This window comes from Polaribacter litoreus (genome assembly GCF_054584775.1).
Genome location: NZ_JBTLRD010000017.1, coordinates 1 through 17,253, shown reverse-complemented (window position 1 = coordinate 17,253; position 17,253 = coordinate 1). Strand labels below are relative to the sequence as shown.

Genomic DNA, 17,253 nt, shown 5'->3' with positions numbered 1-17,253 from the left:
CTAAATTGTTCGCAAATATACGATATAACATCAACAAAATTGTTAAACTTTCATTAACAACTGCTATGAAACTATTGGTTTTATTGATTAATTTTTAAAGTCGGGATTAGTGATAAATTCTAAATCGGTAAGGGTTAACAAAAAGGATTTTAAATCAGCTTTTTCTTGTGCTGATAATCCTACACCACCTTGGTTTACCTTTTTCATTAAAGGGTCTATAGTGGCTGAGGGTTGTAAACCTTCTGAATAATGATTGATAACCTCTTCTAACGTTGTAAAACGACCATCGTGCATATAAGGTGCTGTAAAGGTTAAGTTTCTTAATGATGGTGTTTTAAATTTTCCATTATCTGCAGGGTCTCCTGTAACTGCTCCCAAACCTAAATCAGAAAAAGTGGAATCTAAACCATTGTTATGAAATTGATTATCTGTCCAAAGCGGATTGTTATTACTTCCATGACAATGAAAGCAATCGCCTTTATTTTCATCCATAAAAATAGCAAAGCCATTTTGTTCTTGAGCTGTTAATGTAGCTTCACCTAGTAAGTATTTATCAAACTTAGAGTCTCCAGAAATTAAAGTTCTTTCAAATTGGGCAATGGCTTTTACCACTAAATTAGAATCTATTTTTGAGGTGCCAAACGCTTGTTGAAATAAACTAGGATAGGTATCGTGATTGTTCAATCGAGTTTCTATTTTTTTCCAATCTGCATTCATTTCAATGGGATTAGAAACTGGTTCAAATGCCTGATTTTCGAGCGAAAATGCTTTTCCGTCCCAAAAAAATACCTCATCAAAATTCCAAGCTAAATTGAATAATGGCATTGAATTTCTATCGCCAAAAGAACCATTTGCGCCTTCACTAAATTGTTGACTATGAGAAAATGCTTCTTGTAATCTGTGGCAATGTGCACAAGATTGTGTTCGGTTGCCAGACAAAATATTGTCTGTAAATAATTTTTTACCTAAAGCTACACCTTCTACAGTTAAAGGATTATCTGCTGGTACTACTGGTGCAATTAGTTTATCTGCAAATAATTGTGGTATTTTTAAATCATACGAAATTGGGGTATAACTGTCTTCTTCTTTTGATGCGCAACTTATCAAAAGAAATAAGGAAAAAATGTAAAACCAAATTTTTTTCATTGTTGAGATTTCTCTATAAAGTCTAAATGACAGTTTGAAGTTTTTTTTTAATTGATATCACCTAAAGAAAAAACCGATTTTCCATTAGCATTCATTAACTTTTGGGCTTCAAAATTAGGCATTAAAACTGTATTTAGCTCATTTAAGTTCCAAGTATTTGGGTTTTTAAACCATTCTGCAATGTTCATTTCAATTTCTATTATGGTATCACTTTTAAAATCGAAAGTCCCTAAATCAACCTCAAAAGAAGTATCAGGTAAATTTTCCCAAGGATTCGAATTTGCACTGTTTGCTGCACGAATTACATGGTAATTAAAATTGGCATCTGCATTATTAACATCTTTATATTTACCATCAAATTGCATGTAATGATACCCACCACCTAACATCAGTGGAACTCCAAAATTTACCGAATTTAAATCTTGATAAATACCATCTTGATTGTCTTCGTCAGAAAATCCAAAGGTAAATTTTATAAAATTTGAACCTTGTGAAACTTCATTTACAACCAACTCTAAACCAGAATCTTCACCAATATTAATTAAATGATGGTTTATTTTATTGATACCTATATTGATATCAGAAAGCACGTATCTTAGTTTTTCGACACGTATTGTTTCGCCATTTTTATTGATGAATTTAAACTGATTAAAGTCTGACGAGTTCACTGGAACTCCATCCCAATTATGGGTGAATTTTAGTGTAACTTTTACAGGAGGCATATTTATACAACAATCTATTTCGTCTTTACAAGCATTTATTGTGATCATAACAAAAAACAAGCTAATTACCTTTTTCATTTTTATTTTAAGTTTATGATTAAAGCATCCGAAAAGCCTTTATTTTCTGGTATTTCTTTATCAGCGCTACTACTTTCTCCAACAGCAATAATAGATTGATTGCTTAATTGAATAGCATCAAAAAGAAATTCGTTTTGCGAACCTCCTACAAATTTTTGCCAAATTTCATTTCCTGAATCATCAACCTTTAACATCCAGGCATCATTTTTACCTTGATTGATAAAACCAAAATCTATGCTTCTGGAATTTCCTGAAATTATAAAACCATTATCTTTAGTTTTAGAAATAGATCTGGCAACGTCAAAACTACTTCCTCCAAAGTTTTTTTCCCAAATTTTGTTTCCTGAAACATCTATTTTTAGCAGCCATAAATCTGCACCTCCATTATTGTTGGTAATGTCTTGATCTGTGCTTCGTGTATCTCCAACAATTACAATATTATTATCATTAGCTAGGGTTATTCCTCTTGGTTCATCAATTTCTGAACCTCCAAAGTTTTTTTCCCAAAGCAAATCACCTGTATTGGCAATATTTAAAATCCAAAAATCGTAAGATCCTTTGTTGTTAGAAATATTAAAATCGTTACTATCTGATGAGGCTGCAATGAGGTAAGAATTGTTTGCAGTTTCTACCACGCCAAAAGGAGTGTCTGTAAATGAGCCACCAAAAAACCTGCTCCAAACTAAATTTCCAGAATGGTCTAATTTTATTACCCAAACATCACCACCTGCATGTTTTTGAGTAGTTTTTGCGTTTCCTTGGCCATTGGACGCAGAAACGTCTAAAACTCCTGTTATTAAAAATCCATTGTCTGAAGTTTGCAGTAAAGCAGTACCAATATCTGCGCCAGAATAACCAAATGATTTTTGCCAAGAAACAAGGCCATTTTGGGTTAATTTTATCAACCAAACATCTTGTGCGCCAGCATTTTCAGACACGTTAACATCATCACTTTTACTAAAACCTAATAAGGCAAAACCACCATCATTAGTGGCAATAATATCTGTACCTCTGTCATTATCTGAGCCTCCATAAGTGTGTTGCCAAAGTAAGGTATTATCAGATGAAAATTTCATCACCCAAAAATCATAACTTTCGTTAGATTTATTACTGATATCAAAATCGTTGCTTTGTGTATATCCTAACACTGCATACCCCCCATCTGATGTTTTTACGACTGATTGCAAAACATCGTTTTTAGAGCCTCCAAACGTTTTTACTACCGCTGTTTTTGCAGGCTCTACAACATCATCTTTCGTGCATTGTAAAAACAATAAAAAAAATAGTATGAGTCTTAATTTCTTGATCAAAGAAAACACTTTTATTAAGATTTTTTAAGAAGAAATAATCCTTTTTGAATATCACTAACAACGATAATTCCACTTTCGAAATAAGGATAAACATTCCAAGCGCCACTAAAAGCGGTTACATCACTTTCTGGATAAGTATCAAAAAAGCCAACTTCTGTAAGGTTTTTATTTTCGATGTTAGCAATATCTATAATTCTAAGACCTGCTGTGTAGCTTGCTTGGTAAAATAAATCGCCTTTTACATAGCCATTATGATCTATGGCCGAATTGTCTGTTACATAATCAAAATAATGAACAGGGTTATCTAAGTCTGTAAAATCGAAAACAATAGTTCTGGTTTTATAACCAGCTCTTAGTTCGTCTAGCTCATCACCCAATAAAAAATATTTAAAATCTTCTGTAAACCAACCTTGGTGAGTATACCTAACATCTTGATAAGCTATTGATGATAATTTAATTGGGTTGGCTTTATCAGAAATATCAACAATAACTACTTCTGTTTCGTTACTGCCAATTAAAATTTCTTTACCAACATGTTCTGCATCTGGTCCATCATAGGTTACTACTTGAGCATCATGAGAATAATTTAAAAAACCTCCTTCATCAACAGGGTTTAAAGGATTTTGAATATTAATAAATAATGGACCTCCTTTATAGATACCATTTCTACTTGTGCCTACAGGATATACATAGCCTTCATTTTCGTTGAGTACAATATTGTGTGCGTTACCAAAACCTGTATAGGTGGCATCCGCAGAAAATATTTGAGGCGGATTTGTAACGTTACTGAGTTTTGTTAAATCGAATATTTGCATACCATGATTTGCAGCTTCGCTTACAACAAAGGCATAATTTTGATATACTTTTACATCTCGCCAATCGCTAGGAAGAGTAGCAGTAGGTAAAAAACCGACAACAATTGGCTCTACAGGATTACTGATATCAACAAAAGAAACTCCTGAGTTTAAACCCACCAAAGCATACTCTTTTTCTGTAGAAGGGTCTGTCCAACCCCAAGAATCGTTTCCATTGAGAGCGGTTGTTGATATTGCTGTTGGATCTAAGTCTGCTAACGAAAGTGTAGCTACTAAATCATAATCCTTACATGGATACTCTCCAGCAAAACCGTTTTCACATTTTGCTAAAGGTGTTATTGCTGTTGGGTCATCTATTTCTAAAGTTGGTGTATCTATATTACTTTTGGTACAACCTGCAATAATTAACAGCACTATTAAAAAGACTTTTTTCATTATTATTTTTTTAAAACGCTATACTTTATAAACGCTGTTTTGGTATTGTAAAGTATATGAATCTGCTTTTTACCCAAAAATAGAACTTAATAATCAAATTCTATAAAAAAATCTCTGTTAAAGTACTTCTTTCATTTTTAAGAATGTACCTATCTTTGCAGCATGCTAGCAAATAAAAATCCACAAAAAACATCATTAGCTGAACTTGGAGAGTTTGGTTTAATCAATCATATTACAAAATATTTTAAAGTTGATCATTCATCAACAGTTAAAGCGGTTGGAGATGATGCTGCTGTGCTTGATGCATCAGAAAAACAGACTTTGGTAACTACTGATTTATTGATTGAGGGTGTTCATTTTGATTTGAGTTATATGCCCTTAAAACACTTGGGTTATAAAGCTGTTATGGTAAATTTATCTGATGTGTATGCCATGAATGCAGATGCTGAACAGATTACGGTTTCTATTGCAGTTTCTAACAGATTTCCTTTAGAAGCAATAGAAGAATTGTATGCAGGAATTCAATTGGCTTGTAATACGTATAAGATAGATTTGATTGGAGGAGACACAACTTCATCAACAAAAGGAATGTTGATTTCAATCACTGCTATTGGTAAAGCCAATAAAGAAGATATTGTGTATAGAAATGGAGCTAAAGAAACCGATTTAATTGTGGTTACTGGCGATTTAGGCGCTGCATATTTGGGTTTACAAGTTTTGGAAAGAGAAAAACAAGTTTTTAAGGTAGACCCAAACAATCAACCAGATTTAGATAATTATACCTATTTGATTGAGCGCCAGTTAAAACCTGAAGCACGAAAAGATATTAGCGGAATTTTACGTGAATTAAAGGTGAAGCCAACTGCTATGATTGATATTTCTGATGGATTATCATCTGAACTGTTTCATATCTGTACACAAAGTAAAGTAGGTTGTAAAATTTATGAAGATAAACTGCCTTTAGATCCACAAGTAATTTCTGCTTGCGAGGAATTTGAATTAGATTCTACCATGGTTGCCTTAAGTGGTGGTGAGGATTATGAATTGCTATTTACTGTGCCAATTGCTGATTTCGATAACATAAAAGGAAATCCTAATTTTTCTATTATTGGCCATATTACAGAAGAAAAACAAGGTTTACAATTAATTACCAGAGCCAACCAAGAAATTGAATTGAAAGCTCAGGGTTGGAATTCGATGAACAAGGAATAAAAGAGAAACAAATTTGCTTCTCTTTTACTGATGTTAAATTATCACTTAATTACTCCTTCTCTGTTCATCATCATTACTAAAAGCTCTGTTTTTTACGTTTACTTTTTTGTTTCCAAAATCATAAGAAAGTGAAACTCTTAAATTTCTAGAACTTGCATTTTGACGATAACTTTGGTCGATATTATTTACTGTAGAGTTGTAATCTCTTAAACTACCTGTGTTTAAAACATCGCTAAATAACATAGATAATTTGATGTTATTTTTAAAGCTGTGTTGTAGCCCAAATGATAAATGGAACATTTCTCCAAGACTAAACAAACCATCATTATGAAAAGAACTATACCAAGCATTGGCTTGTAATTTTGTGTTTTCACTTAAAGAGAAAGTATGGTTAGACGCAGCATAAAACTGAATTCCATCATTTATATCTGCATCAATATTTTTAGTTAATTTTGTGATGTGTGCCAAAAGTCTAACATCATTTTGGGTTTTCCACCAAGAAATAGGGCTAAAAGAAAAACTTTCTTGGATTTGATAGGTGTACTTTTTAAAATAATTTTCTCTAGTTACAATTTGATCTTGATTGGAGATGTCTGTGTTAAAAAATACGCCAAAGCCATCTGTAGTAATATTTACAGAAAAACCTGTATTCCATTTGTTTTTATATAAGTGAGAAATTTCAAAATTATCTGAAAAAGAAGGTTGTAAAAACGGATTACCAACACTGTAACTATTGTCGTTAATGTAAAAACGAAACGGATTTAAATCTCTAAAATTGGGTCTATTGATTCTTTTTCCGTAAGAAAAATTAAAATTATTGTTGTCATTTTTAGCATACGAAAGGTATAAAGTTGGGAAAAACTTACTGTAGTTATTTTTGTTTTCTTGATTTAAATCATCACTTATTCCTGTTGTTTTTGTGTCTTCAAAACGCAGCCCAAATTGTAGGGTTAGTTTATCATTTAGTTTTGTGTTTCCAGAAAAATAAGCAGCCAATACATTTTCTTTGTATTTAAAATTGGTAGATTGGTTTGGATCTAAAATTGGGGTACCAGAAAGTGTATCGTAAAACAAAACACCACTATTGGTATTGGTAAAACTTGCTTTAACACCATAAGAAAGATTTACTTTTTTAAGTGGTAAATCCATATCTAACTGAGAACTAAAATTGTCTATTTTTTGATTAGAAATGTTAAGTGCAGCAGAGCTAATTCCTTGAGAATTTCCTGCAACATCAAATTGTTCTGTTGTAAAATCTAGATTTCTATCAGAAATAAATGTAAAATAATCTGCATCAAAAGACAGTTGTTTGCCTAAAGTATCTAGTTTTGAAATCAAATGAAAATTTATAGAATGATTGTTGTTATCCACATCATTTTGAGCTTTGTTTTTTAAACTTCTTTCTAAATTATTATCGGTATCAAAAATAGTTGAGGTAGTTACAGCATCTATATTTGGTTGTGTTGTATTTCCTAAATATTGCACACCTAAAGTAGTCTTATCAGACAAGGCATAATCCAACAAAAAGCGTCCAGAAAGTTGGTCTGTTTGTTGTTTTCCAGCAATATCAATATCCCAAAGATTGTTTGGATATTCTATAACTATACCTTCTAAATTTTCAAAATTACCTTTGTTTGCATTGATACTTGTTGATAATGAAACTTTGTTTTTGTTGTAGAAAAAATTATTAGTAATTGTTGTAAAATTATATTTGTTTTGATTGTAAGAAATGGTAGTTGCATTTTTCCAAGAATTTTGGATTCCTTTTTTTAAAATAATATTAATTAAACCTCCATTTCCAGATGCATCATATTTTGCTGGAGGATTTGTAATTACTTCAACTTTTACAATATCACTAGCAGATAATCCGCTTAAAAAAGCCACCAATTCATCTCCTATTAATGGCGATAATCTTCCGTTAATTAGCACCTGAGTAGCACCTTTACCCAAAATAGATACCGTATTATTTTGCAATTGTATACCAGGTGTTACTCTTAAAACATCAACACCATTTCCACCAGTTGCAGCAATACTTTTTTCTACATTAAAAACCAGTCTGTCTATTTTTCTTTCGATGACTCTTTTTTCTGTTTTTACCACAATTTCATTTAGTGCTTGTGCATTTTCTTGTAAAATTAAAATACCTAAATCTAGATTCTGATTCACTTTAATTTTTTTGATTAAAGTTTGATATCCTAAGAAACTAATTTCTAAAATATAATGCCCTTTTTGGGTATTTAATTTAAAAACACCTTCATCATTTGTTGTTGTTCCTGTAATAATTTTTGCACTATTGTCTTTTACAATAACATTTGCAAAAGAGATAGCACCTAAATTATCGGTTACTTTTCCTGTAATAGTTTGTGCTGCTAAAATTCCTGAGAATAGTAATGCAATTAAAGTTAATAAGGTTTTAGTTTTCATCGTATTTGTTTTTGATGTTACAAATGTGCGATTGAAACGAGTTGTATGCGACCGAAAGCACAAAGTCGAACGAATTTCTTTGGTTAAAATCAGTTCGACTTTGTTTTACAAACGTTCGACTTTACGTTAACTACTTGATTTTAAGAAGATTTTCGAAACTGAGTTGGTGTTAAACCCGTATGCTTTTTAAACGCAGTATTAAAAGAAGATTTTGAATTAAACCCAACTTCATACAAGATTTCGAGAACTGTAAGTTCTTTTTTGTTTGGATTTTTTAAAATCGATTTTGCCTCTTCAATTCTATATTGGTTTACAAAATCGAAAAAATGCTGGTTTAAATGTTGATTGATTAAAACCGATACATCTCTAGAATTCATTTTAAGTTCTTCTGCCAATTTTCTAATAGATAAAGACGGATTTAAATACGGTTTGTTTGTTGACATAAACAAGGAAAGTTTATCAATATGTTCATTATTTTCTGCTTCATTTTGTTTTTCACCCAAATGTCCAGTCAATTCTATTTTAGAATTTACTCCACTAAATAAATTAGGATATTTTAGAATTTTTAGCACATACCAGCAAACAAAATATAAGGTAACCATACTTAAAATAATTTCTGAAATTTGAAAATGTACTCTGTCTCCAAAATATTTAAATAAATTTTTAATGAAAGCAAAGCTGTATAAAACTCCTGTAAAAAGTAAAAACTGAAACAGCCAATTGTAAGTTTCTATAGTGCCACTAGAATAATTTTCTACAAAAATTTTCTTGGCTCTTTTTAAAACAATAAACCCCATTATGATATAAATAGCAAATTGAATGTGCAAAGAAAAATGTAGAAAAATGATTTCAAATTGCTCATTATGATTTTCAAAAAGCTCAAGTTTTTCTGATGAATTACTTAAATAAAATCTAGGAAACATCACCAAATTTCCTATAACATAAGGCAATAAATGCCATAAGTGTTTCCATCTTAACTTAAAATCTGAATAACAAACAGAAAGGATATACAGATATAAAACTGGCATTAACAAATACGATAATTGGCTTTTAAAAGTTAAAATATTGCTTGTAATATCAATAAATAAAGACCAAGCCGTAAATTCAAAAGCACATAAGGTTAAATAAACAGCAAAAATTTTATTACTAAATTTATTAGTAGATTCAACAGAAAAAATAAAAAAGGCTAAAAGCAATGATATAGAGGTAGAAACAATGCCAATTAAATCTGATAGCTCTAAATTTTCCATTCTATTTATTTTTTCTAAACTGTGTTGGTGTAGTGCCTGTATGTTTTTTAAAAGCTGTATTAAAAGAAGATTTTGAGTTAAACCCAACTTCATATAAAACTTCAAGTACCGTAAACTCTCTCTTTTTAGGATTTTTTAAAATCGATTTTGCTTCTTCAATTCTATATTGGTTTACAAAATCAAAAAAATGCTGGTTTAAATGTTGATTGATTAAAACTGATAGATCTCTTGAATTCATTTTGAGTTCTTCTGCCAATTTTCTAATGGTTAATGATGGGTTTAGGTAGGGCTTTTTATCAAGCATAAAATTTTTTAATGCAGATAAATCTTCATTTTGTTCAATATTTTTAGAAGTGTTTATTTCTTTTGAGGTTTTTAAATTAACATCAACCCCTTTAAATAATTTTGGTGAGTTTACCGCTTTTAAAAATAGCCAACAAATTAAAAAAACGCCAAAAACTAATATAATTGTTCTTAAAGAGTTGGTTTCCTCCAAAGATAAGTTTAGGCGTGCATAGTTTTTTATCCAAGTTAAAACTTGACCAATAAAGAGTAAAATGGCCAATTGTTTTAACCATTTGTAATTCTTAAATGTAGTTTTATTTGTAAAGTTTTCTAGTAATAATTTTCGATATCTAGTGATGTAGTACAATTCAGCAATTAAATAAGCGAGTGATAAAAAATCACCAAAATAATCTAAAAACTGAATTTCTATAGTCGTGTTATAATTTTTAGTAAACTCTATTTTTGCTTCATTACTAACTAAAAAAAAGTTTGGCATTAAAACTAATATTGTAATTATCCATGGTAAAAGATGTACTAAATGTTTCCATTTTAATCTAAAATTTGAATAAATAACCGATAAAATGTATAAGAATAATAATGGGTTTTTAAATGCAGAAATACTATTTCTTAACATTTCTAAATTTAAAGGGATTTGTATATGTTGATGATAAAAGAATGCACTAATATCAATTGCAGTAACTATTAAAAAGGAAGCTAATAATTGATTAGGTAATTTTTTTTCTGTTTTTACACTGAGTAAAAATACAGAAAACAATAAAAATAGAATTACAATAAGAACAGCTAAAAAAGGAATTATTGACTGGTAATTCATAATATCAAATATACTTAAAATTTAACGTTAGCATTTTTTTAAAAAATCGTTTAAAGTTTTAATCAACTCTTCCGTATTTTCTATATGACTCATATGTCCATTAGAAAAAACAACATCTTCCGAATTTGTTTTTACTGCTTCCTCTAAAGATTTTTCATAATCTAAAACAGGATCATTTTTACCTATTATTATCTGTTTTTTAAAATCATTATCTGCTAAAACAGAATTTCTATTTGGTCGAATTCGCATGCCTTCATTTGCTGCAATATAACCTTGAAGAGGTGTTTTAAGTGCTTCTTGTAAAGCCAAATCTATTTCGTATTGATGCTTATGTTTGCTGTTAGGTCCAAATAAATTTGCAAAAGATAGTCTTACCATATTTGTAAAATTCTTTTGAATCATTTTGTTGGCTCGTAATCGTAATTTTTTACGTTCTTTATCATCTTCATTAGATGTAGAATTTAGTAAACACATGCCTTTTATTTTTTTGGGATATTTTTCAGCAAAGGCTAAAGCAACATAACCGCCTAAAGAATGCCCAACTAAAATACATTTTCGAATTCGTAAATGTTTTAAAACGGCAGCTACAGTTTCTGCAAAAAGTTCCATAGAATGCACATAACCCAAACAATCTGAATTGCCATGTCCTAACAAATCGATAGTTATTACTCGATTTCTTTTAGAAATTTCGGGAATAATCTTATTCCACATGGTAGAATTTTCTAAAAATCCGTGGATTAAAACTACAGCAGTTCCTTTTCCTACATCAGAAAAAGAAATTTTTGCGTTTTTAAATGTGATCGACTTTTGCATCAAACAAAAATATGTATATTTCCATATCTAAATCAATCTAATAATGAATAAAACCAAAGAAATCTGGATTGGAGGTTTTGCTTTGTTTTCTCTTTTTTTTGGTGCTGGAAATTTAATTTTACCACCAACCTTAGGTCTAAAATCTGGTTTAGATTGGTGGATTGTAGTATTGGGTTTTGTTACTACAGCAGTTACTATACCAATTTTAGCCATTTTTGCACACGCAAAATTACAAGGTACGCTATATGATTTTGGTAAAAAAGTATCGCCATTTTTTAGCACTATATATTGCTTTTTAATATATAGTATTGCTATTGCAATTCCCTCTCCAAGAACCGCTGCAGTTACTCATGAAATGACAGTTGCACCCTTTTTTGATACAACACCATTATTAACCAGTATTGTTTACTTTGTATTGGTTTTTGTTTTTGCTATAAATCGGTCTAAAGTAATTGGTTTAATAGGTAAATTTTTAACTCCAATCATCGTTTTAATTTTACTTATCATTATTGGAATTGCCATTTTTTCATCACCAGAAAACAGCAATCCATCAACATTTACCACACCTTTTGTAAGTGGCCTTTTAGAAGGCTATCAAACTTTTGATGCCATTGGAGGCGTTGTTGTTGGCGCTGTAATTATTATCTCTTTAAACTATAGTAGTTATACTACATTTGATGCAAAAAGAAAACTAATTAGGCAAGCTGGTTTAATTGCAGGAATTGGGTTATTGTTAATTTATGGAGGTTTAATTTTAAGTGGTTCTTTATTTTCATCAACCTTTGCAAAAAATGCTACAAGAACCGAAATTTTATCAGCATTAAGTACACAAACTTTAGGTAATTTAGGCGCTACTTTTTTAAGTGTTTTGGTGGCTTTGGCTTGTTTTACAACTGCAGTTGGTATTGTAACAGGAACTGCAGATTACATGAAAGGAATTTATAAGAATTCACAAAAAGCATATCTTATAACTGCAGTAGTTGCTTGTGGCGTTGGAATTATTATTGGTAGTTATCAAGTAGATTTTATCATTACGTTAGCTGTACCTGCCTTAATGTTTTTATATCCAATAACTATTGTATTGATTTTATTGAATATTGTAAATGATAAATTTGCCTCTAAACTAACATTTAAAGTGGTGGTTGCCATTACTTTTTTATTTAGCATTCCAGATTTTTTAGGCTTTATACTACCAAAAGAAAGCTTGATAGGTATTAAAAGTAGTATACCATTAGCAAAATATAATTTGGGCTGGGTAATACCTGCTTTGCTAAGTTTTTTTATTGCAAACAGCTATACCCTATTTTATAAAAGCAAAAAGCTCAAGTAAAATTTTACTTAAGCTTTTTTTTACTAATTTATAAATTGGGGGAAATTATTAAATAGTATTTTGTACAAAATTACTTTCTTTATTTATTTTATAAATTGATATATGTTAAGAAATTAAAAATTAATGTATTGACTTTCTGATTCTGCTTAAACTTTCTGTAGTGATACCTAGATAAGAGGCAATGTGGTAGTTTTTAATCGATTTTGCAATTTGCGGATAAGTGTTTATAAATTTTAAATATCTTTCTTTTGCTGGTTGAGACAAATAATCTAAGATTCTTTTTTGAAAACTAGCAAAAGCCTTTTCCATTTTTTTCCTAAAAAAAATTTCTACTTTGGGCATGTTTTCGCATAAATGATGCATGTTTTCTCTAGAAAATTGATAAACAACAGCATCTTGTAAACACTCAATATTCATTACAGCCTTATCAGAACTAAAAAATGCGGTATAATCACTAATCCACCAGTCATTTATGGCAAACTGTGTTGTATGATCTTTACCTGAAGCGTTAATAAAATACGAACGCAAACAACCACTACAAACATAATATTGATTTTTTACATAAGTATTGGGCGTTAAAAGAACATCTCCCTTTTTTAATGCTAACCTTGTAAATTTACTATTAATAAAAGCAATCTCTTTTTCAGAAAAAGAAATACCTTTAAATATTTCTAATGCAATTGATTCTTCAGTTTCCATAAATACTCTTAAATATAAGAAAAGTGCAATTTTTCACCAATAAATATAGTAAAAATATACATTACATCCAAAATAATTAACAAAACAATAAATATAGGTGTCTCGTTGTAACATTATCACAATAACTATTATTTATTTTTCACTAACAAATTAGCTTCAAAACAGAGTTTTAAATATTTATTTTTGCATTTAAATATTAAAATAGATTTACCACTAGTAATCCTAAAAAAATGAGAAAAATTATTTTTTTTATATTGTTAATTCCGCTTCTTTTAAACGCCCAAATAAACGAAAGCGACACCTTAACAATAAAGGCAAAACTTTCTTTAACAGGCTTTTGGCAAGCAGGAAATGTGGAAACTTTTATTTTTAGAGCTAAAACTGATGCAAGCTTTATCCCTGTAAAAAATGTTGTTTTTAAAACTCAAAACTCTTACGTTTATCAAGCTTTTGGAGGTGATAAAGCTGATGAAGATTTTTTAAGTTTAAACTTTTTGTACTTAAATCCAGACAAAAAGTTGTATCCGTTAGTTTTAGGTTTTATTAGCACCAATTATAGAAGAGAAATTGATACGCGTTATCTTTTTGGTGCAGGTTTTACTTATCAAATAATTAACAGCAATAAAAACTGGTTAAAATTTTCTTTAACAAGCGAGTACGAAAAAACCTACTTTAAAAAAACCAATTTTAATATTGTTGATTATAATGGAGAAGAAAGCATAAGTACAATGCGGGGTACAATTTGGTTAAATGGAAAATATCACTTATTCAAGAAAAAAGTTATTATTACTCACGAAACTTATGTACAACCCTCTTTAAGTAAAAGTAATAATTATAGATGGCAATCTGATATTGGTTTAGAATTACCCGTTTGGAAATACTTAAATTTTAAAGTTAATTATTTACATACATTTGAAAGCTTGGTAATAGAAAATCAAAAACAACAAGATAAATTTTTAACTTTTGGCTTTACCTTAAAGAGTTTTTAACGCTAATATCTTGTTTATTATAAATGCAATAGAAGTCAATTTTTAAAAAATGCTCTTACAAGCAAAAATTTACGATTAAGCTTTATACATTTATAACGACCAACAAATAAAAAAAACCAGATTTGGCCATACAAGATATTACAAAGTACAGTTTTAAAGAGATTTTTTCTGTTAGTAAAGTTGCTTTTAAAAAAGCCTGTACAATAGATCATTCTGTGCAACAAAATGCTTATTCTATTTATTGGATACAAGAAGGAAAAGGAACCTATAATATCGATTTCGAACAATATAATTTCGAGGATAATGTGCTTTTTTTCTTATCTCCAGGTCAAGTATTTACGGTAGATTCAGAACAAATAAAAACGGCCTATAAACTTACCTTTGTTAGAGATTTTTACTGCATTCAAACCCACGATAAAGAAGTAGCCTGCAATGGAGTCTTGTTTAACAATATCTACGAAACACCCTTTGTAAAACCCTGTAAAAAAGATACCCAAAAGCTTCAATTTATTTTAGAGAGTTTAATTGATGAGTTTCAACAAGATGAAACTGCACAATACGATATGTTGCAATCTTATTTAAAACAATTTATGATTTGTGCTGTTCGCGTACAAAAAGAAAATCATATTATAAAAGAAGATACAGAAACGCGTCTGTTTAAAGATTTTAGTTTGCTGGTAGAGCAGAATTTTAAAACATTACATGCTGTAACAGATTATGCAAACAGATTGGGTGTTTCTCCGAAATCAATCAGTAAACACTTTCAAAAAATAGGTACAAAAACTCCTTCAGATTTTATTAAAAACCGCATTTTACTAGAAGCAAAACGTTTATTAATTTATACCGATAAAACAGTTAAAGAAATAGCTTTTGAACTTGGCTTTAACGATCCTGCATACTTTACACGTTTTTTTACTAAAGCCATTTCTAAGTCGCCTTTACAATTTAAAAAAGAGTATTAATTTATACCTTATTTCATTTTTTCTAATTTGGGCGTGCCTTTATCCTGAAAGCATTCAGGACCAAGTCAGGCTTTCACTACTCGCTTTTTTTTCGTTCCTCAAAAAAGAGCTCAAACAAGTCGTTCAATCCTTCACGCACTTTTTTGCCAACTATTTTCCTTGTCCAAACAGTAGGAACCTTTGTCCATTTTTAAACCTTGATGTTGGTTGCATCTTTGCAGTGTCAAACACAAGTACTCACATTCCGATAATTAAAAAGGAATATAGAAAACAATAAAATGGAAACAATATTAGAACAAACAGACGTAAAAAACATCATTAGAAACAATCCAAATGTAGTATTAGATTTTTATGCAGATTGGTGTGGCCCTTGTCAAACTTTATTGCCAACAATACACAAACTAACAGACGAATTAAAAGACGATGTAATTATTAAAAAAGTAAATGTTGATGATTATCAAGAATTGGCAGCAGAATTTAGCATCAGAAACATACCAACCTTAATTTTCTTTAAAGAAGGAGAACCAGTAGATAGACATACAGGCTTAATTACAGAACTAAATTTAAGAGATAAAATAGACAGATTAAAATAAAAAACGGACAGTCCAAACCAAAGGAACCTTTGTCCATTTTTAAACACTACTGTTGATTGCATCTTTGTACCATCAAAAGAAAACAACTTAAAAACAATAATTATGAAAACAATAGAACAAACACAATGCCCTAACTGTTGGGGTTATCAAACCTATGATGAGCAAAATCAACAACAACAAATTTGCACATGCAATTAAGAATACAATCAAAATAAATTTAAAAACAAATTAAAATAGAAATTATGAGCACATTTAATGTACCCACAAAAAACGAAGTATCAGAAAACAATCAAGCAATTTTTAACCAATTAGAAAAAGGATTAGGTTTTGTACCCAACTTATATGCTTCTTTTGCACACAGTGAAACAGCATTAGGTAACTTTTTAGCATTCGGAAACTCTAAAACAAGTTTCTCTGCTAAAGAAAAAGAAGTGATTAACTTAGCAGTAAGTCAAGTAAACGAATGTGTATACTGTTTATCTGCACACACAGCAATTGGTAAAATGAATGGTTTTTCTGAAGATGAAATTTTAGAATTAAGAAGAGGTGTAGCTCCATTTAACGATAAGTTAGATGCATTAGCAAAATTTGCAAGAAGTGTTGCTATAAATAGAGGAGCAGCAACTCCAGAAAGTATCGATAATTTTTATAATGCAGGATACACAAAAGGAAATTTAGCAGATGCTATTTTAGTAATTGGCGAAATTACCATCACTAATTATTTCCATAGAACAACAGAAGTACCTGTGGATTTCCCAGTAGCACATTCTCTAGAATTGGCAACAGTATAATTAACATCAAAAGAAATTAACAAACACCAAGTAAACAATAGAAAAGATGAAAAAAGTAATCGTAATTTTAATAGTATTAGTAGGTTTTGCATTCAACACAAATGCACAAGATAAAATGAATAAAGAAACTGTAAAAACAGTTGCTTTAGAACAAACCAAAGGTGAATTTACTCAAAAACAAATTACCTTATCTGAAGGAACTTACATTTTTGAAGTTGCTAACAACAATGTTGGTAAAGATGTAGGATTTGTATTGCAACCAAAAGGTAAAAGCGGACAAGCAAACCATATTAAAGAGGCGTATGTAAAAGCTTTGGTAAAAAACAATACCAAACAAACGTCTAACAAAGTAACTTTAAAAAAGGGAGAATACACGTATTTCTGTCCTTTAAATAAAACACCAGAATATACTTTAATAGTAAAGTAGTTTTTTTAAGGTAGTTTTATAAAAAAAGTGGCTGTCTGAGAAGTATTAAAATTTGTCATTTCTACTGTAATGGAGAAATCTTATTTATTGATAATTAAATACATAGATTTTTCGACTTCGCTCAAAATGACATCCAAACC

General features: G+C 29.9%; 16 protein-coding genes. 7 read left to right on the top strand and 9 right to left on the bottom strand.

Annotated elements, in window-relative coordinates; genetic code table 11:
• Positions 1-87: 87 nt before the first annotated feature.
• Genes ACW9UN_RS13965 through ACW9UN_RS13950 form a run of 4 tightly spaced genes read right to left on the bottom strand, consistent with a single transcriptional unit; the run spans position 88 to position 4,506 of the window.
• Positions 88-1,146, bottom strand: coding sequence for a cytochrome-c peroxidase (locus tag ACW9UN_RS13965; protein WP_459486920.1), 1,059 nt, complete (start codon positions 1,144-1,146; stop codon positions 88-90).
• 47 nt (positions 1,147-1,193) lie between these two features.
• Positions 1,194-1,946 carry an MbnP family protein gene (locus tag ACW9UN_RS13960; protein ID WP_459486919.1) on the bottom strand — a complete coding sequence of 251 codons (753 nt, stop codon included), beginning with the start codon at positions 1,944-1,946 and terminating at the stop codon, positions 1,194-1,196.
• A 2-nt stretch (positions 1,947-1,948) separates the two neighbouring features.
• Complete coding sequence (locus tag ACW9UN_RS13955; protein ID WP_459486918.1) at positions 1,949-3,265, bottom strand: hypothetical protein; 1,317 nt, start codon at positions 3,263-3,265, stop codon at positions 1,949-1,951.
• A gap of 5 nt (positions 3,266-3,270) precedes the next feature.
• Positions 3,271-4,506, bottom strand: a complete 1,236-nt coding sequence (locus ACW9UN_RS13950; protein ID WP_459486917.1) for a choice-of-anchor B family protein — start codon at positions 4,504-4,506, stop codon at positions 3,271-3,273.
• Positions 4,507-4,668: 162 nt separating this feature from the next.
• Between ACW9UN_RS13950 and thiL the strand changes: the two genes are divergently transcribed.
• Positions 4,669-5,718 carry a thiamine-phosphate kinase gene (gene thiL, locus ACW9UN_RS13945; protein ID WP_459486916.1) on the top strand — a complete coding sequence of 350 codons (1,050 nt, stop codon included), beginning with the start codon at positions 4,669-4,671 and terminating at the stop codon, positions 5,716-5,718.
• 45 nt (positions 5,719-5,763) lie between these two features.
• Here the strand turns inward: thiL and ACW9UN_RS13940 are convergent, their stop codons facing one another.
• The 4 genes from ACW9UN_RS13940 to ACW9UN_RS13925 form a co-directional block, all read right to left on the bottom strand.
• A complete protein-coding gene (locus ACW9UN_RS13940; RefSeq protein WP_459486915.1) occupies positions 5,764-8,142 on the bottom strand; it encodes a TonB-dependent receptor in 2,379 nt (792 codons plus the stop codon).
• Positions 8,143-8,282: 140 nt separating this feature from the next.
• Positions 8,283-9,392: a helix-turn-helix domain-containing protein gene (locus tag ACW9UN_RS13935; RefSeq protein WP_459486914.1), complete on the bottom strand. Its 1,110-nt coding sequence runs from the start codon at positions 9,390-9,392 to the stop codon at positions 8,283-8,285.
• Position 9,393: 1 nt separating this feature from the next.
• Entirely contained in the window at positions 9,394-10,509 is a 1,116-nt protein-coding gene (locus ACW9UN_RS13930; RefSeq protein WP_459486913.1) for a helix-turn-helix domain-containing protein, read from the bottom strand.
• A 27-nt stretch (positions 10,510-10,536) separates the two neighbouring features.
• Positions 10,537-11,322, bottom strand: coding sequence for an alpha/beta fold hydrolase (locus tag ACW9UN_RS13925; RefSeq protein ID WP_459486912.1), 786 nt, complete (start codon positions 11,320-11,322; stop codon positions 10,537-10,539).
• A 43-nt stretch (positions 11,323-11,365) separates the two neighbouring features.
• Here ACW9UN_RS13925 and brnQ point away from each other — a divergent pair, with 43 nt between their 5' ends.
• Entirely contained in the window at positions 11,366-12,652 is a 1,287-nt protein-coding gene (gene brnQ / locus ACW9UN_RS13920; RefSeq protein WP_459486911.1) for a branched-chain amino acid transport system II carrier protein, read from the top strand.
• Between the two features lie 120 nt (positions 12,653-12,772).
• Here brnQ and ACW9UN_RS13915 read toward each other — a convergent pair whose 3' ends face one another.
• Positions 12,773-13,351, bottom strand: a complete 579-nt coding sequence (locus tag ACW9UN_RS13915) for a Crp/Fnr family transcriptional regulator (protein WP_459486910.1) — start codon at positions 13,349-13,351, stop codon at positions 12,773-12,775.
• Positions 13,352-13,581: 230 nt separating this feature from the next.
• On the opposite strand from ACW9UN_RS13915, the gene ACW9UN_RS13910 reads away from it, so the two are divergent.
• From ACW9UN_RS13910 to ACW9UN_RS13890, 5 genes are all read left to right on the top strand, one after another.
• Complete coding sequence (locus ACW9UN_RS13910) at positions 13,582-14,340, top strand: DUF481 domain-containing protein (RefSeq protein ID WP_459486909.1); 759 nt, start codon at positions 13,582-13,584, stop codon at positions 14,338-14,340.
• Between the two features lie 122 nt (positions 14,341-14,462).
• Positions 14,463-15,302 carry a helix-turn-helix domain-containing protein gene (locus ACW9UN_RS13905; protein ID WP_459486908.1) on the top strand — a complete coding sequence of 280 codons (840 nt, stop codon included), beginning with the start codon at positions 14,463-14,465 and terminating at the stop codon, positions 15,300-15,302.
• Positions 15,303-15,580: 278 nt separating this feature from the next.
• A complete protein-coding gene (trxA, locus tag ACW9UN_RS13900) occupies positions 15,581-15,895 on the top strand; it encodes a thioredoxin (RefSeq protein WP_459486907.1) in 315 nt (104 codons plus the stop codon).
• A 242-nt stretch (positions 15,896-16,137) separates the two neighbouring features.
• Positions 16,138-16,686 (top strand): carboxymuconolactone decarboxylase family protein, encoded by a 549-nt coding sequence (locus ACW9UN_RS13895; RefSeq protein ID WP_459486906.1) that lies wholly within the window; start codon positions 16,138-16,140, stop codon positions 16,684-16,686.
• A gap of 46 nt (positions 16,687-16,732) precedes the next feature.
• Positions 16,733-17,113 carry a hypothetical protein gene (locus ACW9UN_RS13890; protein WP_459486905.1) on the top strand — a complete coding sequence of 127 codons (381 nt, stop codon included), beginning with the start codon at positions 16,733-16,735 and terminating at the stop codon, positions 17,111-17,113.
• Positions 17,114-17,253 lie beyond the last annotated feature (140 nt).

Coding starts and splice junctions, on each gene's coding strand:
- ACW9UN_RS13965 (WP_459486920.1), bottom strand. CDS start 1,146: ATGAAAAAAATTTGGTTTTACATTTTTTCCTTATTTCTTTTGATAAGT.
- ACW9UN_RS13960 (WP_459486919.1), bottom strand. CDS start 1,946: ATGAAAAAGGTAATTAGCTTGTTTTTTGTTATGATCACAATAAATGCT.
- ACW9UN_RS13950 (WP_459486917.1), bottom strand. CDS start 4,506: ATGAAAAAAGTCTTTTTAATAGTGCTGTTAATTATTGCAGGTTGTACC.
- thiL (WP_459486916.1), top strand. CDS start 4,669: ATGCTAGCAAATAAAAATCCACAAAAAACATCATTAGCTGAACTTGGA.
- ACW9UN_RS13940 (WP_459486915.1), bottom strand. CDS start 8,142: ATGAAAACTAAAACCTTATTAACTTTAATTGCATTACTATTCTCAGGA.
- ACW9UN_RS13935 (WP_459486914.1), bottom strand. CDS start 9,392: ATGGAAAATTTAGAGCTATCAGATTTAATTGGCATTGTTTCTACCTCT.
- ACW9UN_RS13930 (WP_459486913.1), bottom strand. CDS start 10,509: ATGAATTACCAGTCAATAATTCCTTTTTTAGCTGTTCTTATTGTAATT.
- ACW9UN_RS13925 (WP_459486912.1), bottom strand. CDS start 11,322: ATGCAAAAGTCGATCACATTTAAAAACGCAAAAATTTCTTTTTCTGAT.
- brnQ (WP_459486911.1), top strand. CDS start 11,366: ATGAATAAAACCAAAGAAATCTGGATTGGAGGTTTTGCTTTGTTTTCT.
- ACW9UN_RS13915 (WP_459486910.1), bottom strand. CDS start 13,351: ATGGAAACTGAAGAATCAATTGCATTAGAAATATTTAAAGGTATTTCT.
- ACW9UN_RS13910 (WP_459486909.1), top strand. CDS start 13,582: ATGAGAAAAATTATTTTTTTTATATTGTTAATTCCGCTTCTTTTAAAC.
- trxA (WP_459486907.1), top strand. CDS start 15,581: ATGGAAACAATATTAGAACAAACAGACGTAAAAAACATCATTAGAAAC.
- ACW9UN_RS13895 (WP_459486906.1), top strand. CDS start 16,138: ATGAGCACATTTAATGTACCCACAAAAAACGAAGTATCAGAAAACAAT.
- ACW9UN_RS13890 (WP_459486905.1), top strand. CDS start 16,733: ATGAAAAAAGTAATCGTAATTTTAATAGTATTAGTAGGTTTTGCATTC.